Below are 7,756 nucleotides of genomic sequence, written 5' to 3'. Positions count from 1 at the left end.
TTGAATTGTTCTGCAAATCTTGAGGCTATCTTTTTTATGTCTCCCTTAATCACATAATCTCTATCTTTTGAAGGGATGTCTCTGAATAAATCTCTTATGTATCCTCCAACAAGAAATACAGTGTCCTTGGACGAGAAAACCCATTTATTAACAGGGTCTGAGAGGATAAGTTCTGCGAGTTTAGCCAGAGAATCGCTTTGCAATCTAATAGGTTGCATTCACCATTTTTACCTTATACATTAAGAAAACCACTGAGGCACAGAGACACAGAGTTTTTAAAACCTATTTTATTCTTTATCATTTCTCAGTGTCTCCGTGTCTCTGTGGTTAATTGTATTTTTGGGTTAAGTGCGCAATTCCGCCCTTACAACTTTCTTTAAGCTTTCTAAAATATTTAAATGCAATGAGTCGACTTCGTCATCCGTCAGGGTTCTGTCTTTAGCCCTGTATCGTATGGAAAAGGCAAGGCTTTTTCCCCCTTCTGGAATTGGTTTTCCGGTATATATATCGAATAAACTCACGGATTCAATTATCTCTGAGGGAAATGTTTTTATAGCCATCTCTACGTCATTTGCTGTTATATCTTCTGGGACTATAATAGCCATATCTCTTTCAACGTAAGGATACTTTGGAATACTCTGATAGGTGATCTTTGTTTGTGTGAGGGAAAGGAGTTTATCCAGATTTAGTTCAAACAGAGAAATATCGCCTCTTATATCGAGGGCATCTGCAATATCCGGGTGAAGGCTTCCTAAGAATCCAACCGCTTCACCTTCGATCTTAATCATGCATGACTTACCAGGATGCAGATAGGGCTCTTTTCCGCCTACGGCGGATCCGCCGTAGGCGGAATAACCTCCCCTACCCTCAGGGATGAGTGATGGAGCATTGGAGTATTGGAGTATTGGGATGAAGGAATAGTTTATTTTAAGATCAATAAACAGGGCCTCCAGGGCTCCTTTGAGATCATAAAGGCCATCATGTTTGCTCAGATAAAGGGATGGCCCTCTATCTTTAAGGCAGACCGCACTTAAAAGAGTTGTCTCTTCAGGCAGGACATCTTTTTTTATGGGGGAGAAGACCTTTGAAACTTCAAAGAGCTTAAGGGATTTTATGCCCCGGCTTGTGTTCCATTGCAGATTTGACAGGAGAGATGGAACGAGGGTTGTCCTCAGGGCTTCCTCCTCTTTGCGTAGAGGATTTCTTAACCTGAGAAAATTTCTTCTATGATCGTGGGGCGAAAGTCTCAATATATCAAGACTTGCAGGATTCATGAAACTATAGTTGATTGCCTCAGAATACCCTGATTTTCCAAGAGACTCTTTAACTCTCTTTATCAGCTTCCTTCGTTGGCTCTCGCCTCCTGGTATCATTGCTGTCTGAGGTAAAGCAGCTAAAATTTTATCATAACCATAAATCCTTGCCACCTCTTCTATGAGGTCTACTTCTCTACATAAATCTCTCCTGTACGTAGGTGGGGTTACTATAAATCCGTTATCTTTTGACTTTACCTTCATTCCCAAGGCACTCAGGATAGTTTTGATTTTCTCACCATTTATTTTAATCCCCAAAGTCCTTTGAACTGCCTCTGTCCTTATAGAGATTTCTAACCGAATAAAAGGTTTAGGATATTCATCTACCCTTACTGATCCCGAAGTTTCGGGACCACCTGTGACTTCAGCAATAAGTTGGGCTGCCCTGTCCAGTGCCAGTATTAGGCCTTCGATATCAGTTCCCCTTTCAAATCTGTATGAGGCCTCTGTTTTAAGATTTAATTCCCTGGAAGTTCTTCTTATCGAGATAGGGTCAAAATAAGCGCTTTCAAGCAATACATTTTTTGTAGATAAAGAAACTGCAGTGTTTAATCCTCCCATAACACCTGCTATGGCAATCGGTTGTAAGGAATCCCAGATTAAAAGCATTGGAGGACTTATTGACCTATCTATTGCATCGAGGGTAGTAAATTTATCAATTTTCCCTGCACGCGCAATCCTGATTGTGTCACCTGATAATTTTTCCATATCAAAGGCGTGGAGGGGATGTCCCATTTCCAGAAGCACATAATTTGTTATGTCTACAATATTATTAACAGGCCGTATACCATGAGCCAGCAGGCGTTCTGTAATCCAGGAAGGCGACAGCCCTACTTTAACGTCTCTGATTACCCTCGCCGAATATCTCAGGCAAAGGTCTGCATCAATTATTTTTATGGCCGGACATTTCTTTTCTGTTTCTTTTAATGTAATGGTCTTATGTCTTAAGGGAGTTTCTAATATAGCTGAAAGCTCTCTGGCAATACCTATAATGCTCAGGCAATCAGGCCTGTTGGGTGTAACATTAATGTCAAACATTGTATCGCCTTTGTACTCTTCCATGCCTTCCACTTCTAAACCTGACATGGTAAACACACTGGCGAGTTCTCCGGGGCCGAGGGAAAAATCCACAAACTCCTTGAGCCACTTTAATGATACCTTCATCTAAATCTCCTAAGTTATTTAAACACAGACGATCACAGATAAAAAAGCACAGATGACCGCAGATATCTCTGTGTTTTCCATCAGAACTGCTCCAGAAATCTTATGTCATTTTCAAAAAATAGCCTGATGTCATCAATGCCGAACTTGAGCATTGTTATGCGTTCCACACCCATACCAAAAGCAAATCCTGTATATTCTCCGCTGTATCCAACTGCCTCAAAGACCCTGGGGTTAATCATGCCTGCACCGAGGATTTCAAGCCACCCTGCCCCCTTACAGACCTTACATCCACTCCCTTTGCATATAACGCAACCAATATCCACCTCTGCACTGGGCTCTGTAAATGGGAAAAAACTTGGCCTGAATCTTACTGGAGTTTCTGGTCCGAACATGGCGTGAATAAAGAGTTCCAATACGCCTTTAAGGTCGCTCATTGTAATATGGCTGTCCACCATAAAACCTTCAACTTGATGAAACATCGGAGTATGAGTGATGTCTGCGTCACACCTGTAAACCTTGCCCGGGGCAATAACTTTAAGAGGGGGTTTATGCTTTTCCATAACCCTTATCTGAACAGGTGAGGTGTGAGTTCGCAGCAGAATATCGTCGGTGATATAAAAGGTATCCTGCATGTCTCTGGCTGGATGGTCTTTCGGGATATTCAGGGCCTCAAAATTATAATAATCGAGCTCTACTTCAGGCCCTTCCTCGACTTTAAACCCGAGGGATACAAAAATATCTACAATCTCATCAAGGACAGTGGCTATAGGATGCTGTCTCCCTGAAGGCACAAAACAGCCCGGGATGGTTACATCAATTTTCTGGGCCTTGAGGATATCTTCTCTGCTTAAGGCCTTGACAACGGCTTCCTGATTGGTTAAAGCCGCTTCCAGATATTCTTTTACCTCGTTCAGGACACTACCAACTTCAGGCCTGAGCTCCCTGGGAAGGTTGCCGAGGGATTTTAATTTCTCGGTAAGAAGCCCTTTTTTCCCCAGGTATTTTACCCTGAGCGCATAAAGGGCTTTAAGGTCTTTTGCTTCTTTTAGCTCTTGCTCAGCAAGGGTTTTTATGGAAAGGATTTCTTCTTTCACCATGCCCCGATTCAGGCCCTGGTGTTATTCGCCAGCCGCAAGGCCCTTTTTCGCCTTCTCGGTAAGTTCACCAAAGGCCTTAGGGTCCCTGATGGCCATGTCGGCAAGAACCTTTCTGTTCAGGTTGATATTTGCCTTTGAAAGGCCTGAAATAAACTGGCTGTATGTAAGGCCAAAAGAACGCACTGCAGCATTAATCCTTGTTATCCACAGAGACCTGAATTCTCTCTTTCTCACACGCCTGTCCCTATAAGCATATCTCAGGGCCCGGTCAACCGCTTCAGTAGCAATTCTGTAAAGACGGCTCTTAGCGCCATAATAGCCCTTTGCCATCTGAAGAATTTTCTTTCTTCTTCTGCGGGTCTTGAATCCACCTTTAGCTCTCGGCATCTATTCCTCCTTAAACCTTAAATAGGAAATTGGAAATGGGAAATGAGAACTTAAAAACTTCTCATTTTTTATTTCTCACTTACTCTACGCGTATGGTAAAAGTTTTTTAATATTATCAGAATCGGCCTTATTAATCAAATCTGCCTTGCGAAGCTGCTTTGTCCTTTTGGACGACTTACCTGTAAGCAGATGGCTTTTATACGCCTTTCTCTTTTTAATCTTACCTGTCCCTGTTATTTTGAATCTTTTTGCTGCACCTCTATGGGTTTTGAGTTTTGGCATTGAAACCTCCTAATTTTCTCCGCCACAGGCGGATCGGACTGAGTCCGATAAACTGACCTTCCCCTCTGCCCTACGGGTCGTAGACGAGTCATCGACTAACCTGCTTGCTACCTTGTTATTTCGGCGCAATAACCATAACAATATGGTTGCCTTCTAATTTAGGCGGCATCTCGATATTGGCCTTACCTGACAATTCCTGTGAAATTCTGTCAAAGATTTTTTTACCGAGCGCAGAATGTATTATCTCTCTACCTCTGAAAATCATTGTCACTTTAGTCTTATTGCCATCCTCAAGAAATCTCTTTATATGGTTAATCTTTAAAATAAGGTCGTGCTCATTGATCTGAGGCCTTATTTTTATCTCCTTTACATTAATGGTTTTATGTTTTGTAGACTGTTTTTTGTTCATCTGGTAGCGATACTTCCCGTAATCCAGTATCTTGCAAACAGGTGGCGTTGCAAGAGGGGCAACCTCTACCAGATCGAGATCATGTTCTTCTGCAATCTTAATCGCCTCTCTTACAGGCATTATCCCCAGTTGGCTACCGTCAGGACCTACAACTCTAACCTCTTTTGCTCTTATTTCTTCGTTTACCCTCGCCGCTTTACCGATTGGCTTTCACCTCCTATTTATAAAATGAAAATCGCTTCGCGATTTGATTTCCTCGCTGATAATAGCCTTTATTTTTTCTACAGGCATCTCGCCTAAATTCTCCCCGCCCCTTTTTCTAACATTCACGGTGTTATTTTCTACTTCTTTATCGCCAATTATCAAGATGTATGGTATTTTTAAAAGGGCAGTTTCCCTTATCTTATAACCAATCTTCTCATTTTCGGCGTTTATGTCAACCCTTATCCCATCTTTAGTGAACAATTCCTTTACTTCATGAGCATACGGTGAATGGCGCTCTGCAATTGTAAGTATAGACACCTGTACTGGCGAAAGCCATGTGGGAAATGCTCCAGCATAATGTTCAATAAGTATACCAAAAAATCTTTCCAACGACCCCATGAGTGCCCTGTGAATCATGATGGGTCTGTGTTCCTTACTGTCAGCGCCCCTGTAAACAACATCGAATTTCTCTGGTATATTAAAATCAACCTGAATTGTGCTGCACTGCCATGGACGGCCGAGGCAGTCTTTTACTTTAATATCAATTTTTGGCCCGTAGAAAACGCCCCCTTCAGGGTCAATACTGTAAGCAAGCCCTTTATTTTCAAGGGCGCTTTTCAGTGCCGCTGTTGCCCTATCCCAGCTATTATGGGTGCCCACAAATTTTCCTGGTCTTGTTGACAGATAAATATCATAGTCTTTAAATCCAAATGTCCTCAAAATAAATAAAGTGAAATCCAGGACATTAAGTATTTCGTCTTCGATCTGGTCTTCACGGCAGAAGATATGGGCATCGTCCTGCGTAAACCCGCGTACTCTTAACAGCCCATGCAGGACACCTGAGCGCTCATATCTGTAAACCGTGCCCAGCTCAGCATATTTTATCGGAAATTCTTTATAGCTGTGGAGATGAGTTTTATAAACAGCTATATGAAAAGGGCAGTTCATGGGTTTTATCTCATACTCAAGGTTTTCAATCTCCATGGGTGAATACATATTTTCTCTATAAAAATCCCAATGGCCGCTTTTCTTCCACAGGTCAAGGCGCGCTATATGAGGAGTAAATAAGAGTTTATAACCAGCCCTATAGTGCTCCTCTCTCCAAAAATCTTCTATGGTATTTCTGATGGCTGCGCCCCCGGGATGCCATAAAACAAGGCCTGGCCCGATTTCATCATTAATGCTGAAGAGGTCTAAATCTTTGCCTAAACGTCTGTGGTCCCTTCTTTTTACCTCTTCGAGAAAAGAAAGATATGTATTTAAGTCATCCTCGCTGGAGAAAGATGTGCCGTAGATTCGCTGTAACATCTTGTTGTGTTCATCGCCCCGCCAGTAAGCACCTGCAACAGATAAGAGCTTAAATGCTCTAACTCCTCCTGTTGATGGAATATGAGGCCCGCGGCAGAGGTCTACAAAGCCCCCTTCTTCGTATACAGAGACCATATCATCCTCTATTTCCTCGAGGAGCTCTACTTTGTAAGTCTCCCCGAGTTTTTTAAAAAGCTCTATAGCTTCTTTTCTTGGCATCTCTTTTCTGACAAATGGCCTGTCTGCTTTTATAATCTCCCTCATTTTATCTTCTATAAGTAAAAGATCTTCGTCGGTAAAAGTCCCATTGTAGTCAAAATCGTAATAAAAACCATCAGAAGTTGCTGGACCGATGGCAAGTTTTACCTGTGGATAAAGTTCCTTGACTGCATGAGCCATGATATGAGATGTGCTGTGGCGGTATATTTCTCGAACTTCCTTCTCCTTGTCTTCCAATGTCCCTATAATCCTCAATCCTCCACTTTTAAAAAGTTATGAGTTAAGAGCTGAGAGTTAAGAGTTAAGGATTTTAGTTTTTTATTTTTCACTGTCAACTTTTAACTTTCAACTCAGAAATTTGCTCCTCAAATTTCTGTATGGTAGGCACGGGCGGTCTCGAACCGCCGACCTCTTCCGTGTCAAGGAAGCGCTCTCCCCCTGAGCTACGCGCCTTTTGAGCCAGTAGCACTAAAAATATTAAAAAATAAGGGGTTTTTTGTCAAGGGGGTAGACACTATCTCCTGATCCCAACCTTCGATCATCTTTAACAAAGTGACGATTACATTCACAAACGCGCAGTGCAGGCTTTATTTGCCAATAATGTTCGTTAAGATAAATTTGCAAGAGATTTTTCGCTACTATTTCTCGAGTGGGCTCCTGACACCAAGGACATTTCTTGTTGCCACATGGGTATTTACCCCGTTAGAAAGGACCGCAGCCATTTCTTATAGAAATTGCGCTGAATAGAAGGAACGGTTCGCTTTTCCATGAGTGCAATAAAGCGCAATGTCTCAGGCGGTATAGTTAGCATAGGGCATTTACCGAACTGTGTGTATTCCTTCCGTTTGTGGTATTAACCGACAAGTGAGTATAATTAAATTAATGGGTTATGTCAATTTTATTTTACAAAAAAGCATATTTCTGCTACACTCGTTTTGTCGCTTAATAACATTGTTGGGCATCTCAACCGAGCATGACGATATGAAGTCCTTTTGGATGTGGATTGGGGGTGCGGTAACTCGGGCTGCTGGAACCGGATTAGTGGTCGGCGTATTTATTGTCATCTATGGAGCAACGCCGGGGCAGGCGGCGGCTGATCTCATTGGTGTTTTGCCACCTTGGGTTACCGACCCATGGTTTAAGTTCACCTTGGTCATAATTGGCCTTGCCCTAATCGGTGCCTCTCTGCATTTCAACGTCTGGTCGCTACGTCAAAGAGCCATTGACGACTTAGCGGAGGATCTGTCGTGGGCTATTCATAACCTCCTTAATAGGGCTGTTTCGAACGAAACAGAAGTGACGCGTTGGGAGACCGAATATAGGACTTGGTGCGACAATATAAGCAAAAAGTTGGAGCGCCGGGCCTTCTTTAC

The 7,756-nt window shown here is 42.5% G+C and carries 7 protein-coding genes and 1 tRNA gene; all 8 read right to left on the bottom strand.

Annotation, left to right across the window (positions count from 1 at the left end):
* A partial coding sequence (locus tag HZC12_08740; GenBank protein ID MBI5026789.1) for a hypothetical protein occupies positions 1–218 on the bottom strand: 218 nt, incomplete at its 3' end.
* A gap of 126 nt (positions 219–344) precedes the next feature.
* Positions 345–2,477 (bottom strand): phenylalanine--tRNA ligase subunit beta, encoded by a 2,133-nt coding sequence (locus tag HZC12_08735; GenBank protein ID MBI5026788.1) that lies wholly within the window; start codon positions 2,475–2,477, stop codon positions 345–347.
* An 80-nt stretch (positions 2,478–2,557) separates the two neighbouring features.
* Complete coding sequence (gene pheS, locus HZC12_08730; GenBank protein ID MBI5026787.1) at positions 2,558–3,574, bottom strand: phenylalanine--tRNA ligase subunit alpha; 1,017 nt, start codon at positions 3,572–3,574, stop codon at positions 2,558–2,560.
* A 21-nt stretch (positions 3,575–3,595) separates the two neighbouring features.
* On the bottom strand, positions 3,596–3,961 hold the full coding sequence (gene rplT / locus HZC12_08725; GenBank protein MBI5026786.1) for a 50S ribosomal protein L20: 366 nt from the start codon (positions 3,959–3,961) through the stop codon (positions 3,596–3,598).
* Between the two features lie 84 nt (positions 3,962–4,045).
* Positions 4,046–4,243, bottom strand: a complete 198-nt coding sequence (gene rpmI / locus HZC12_08720; GenBank protein ID MBI5026785.1) for a 50S ribosomal protein L35 — start codon at positions 4,241–4,243, stop codon at positions 4,046–4,048.
* Positions 4,244–4,358: 115 nt separating this feature from the next.
* Positions 4,359–4,856: a translation initiation factor IF-3 gene (locus HZC12_08715; GenBank protein ID MBI5026784.1), complete on the bottom strand. Its 498-nt coding sequence runs from the start codon at positions 4,854–4,856 to the stop codon at positions 4,359–4,361.
* A gap of 6 nt (positions 4,857–4,862) precedes the next feature.
* Positions 4,863–6,638, bottom strand: a complete 1,776-nt coding sequence (thrS, locus tag HZC12_08710) for a threonine--tRNA ligase (GenBank protein MBI5026783.1) — start codon at positions 6,636–6,638, stop codon at positions 4,863–4,865.
* A 123-nt stretch (positions 6,639–6,761) separates the two neighbouring features.
* Positions 6,762–6,836, bottom strand: a tRNA-Val gene (locus tag HZC12_08705).
* Positions 6,837–7,756: the final 920 nt, after the last annotated feature.

Source organism: Nitrospirota bacterium, from assembly GCA_016214385.1.
In the GTDB taxonomy this organism is placed as follows: domain Bacteria; phylum Nitrospirota; class Thermodesulfovibrionia; order UBA6902; family JACROP01; genus JACROP01.
This window is presented reverse-complemented; position numbering and strand designations above follow the sequence as displayed.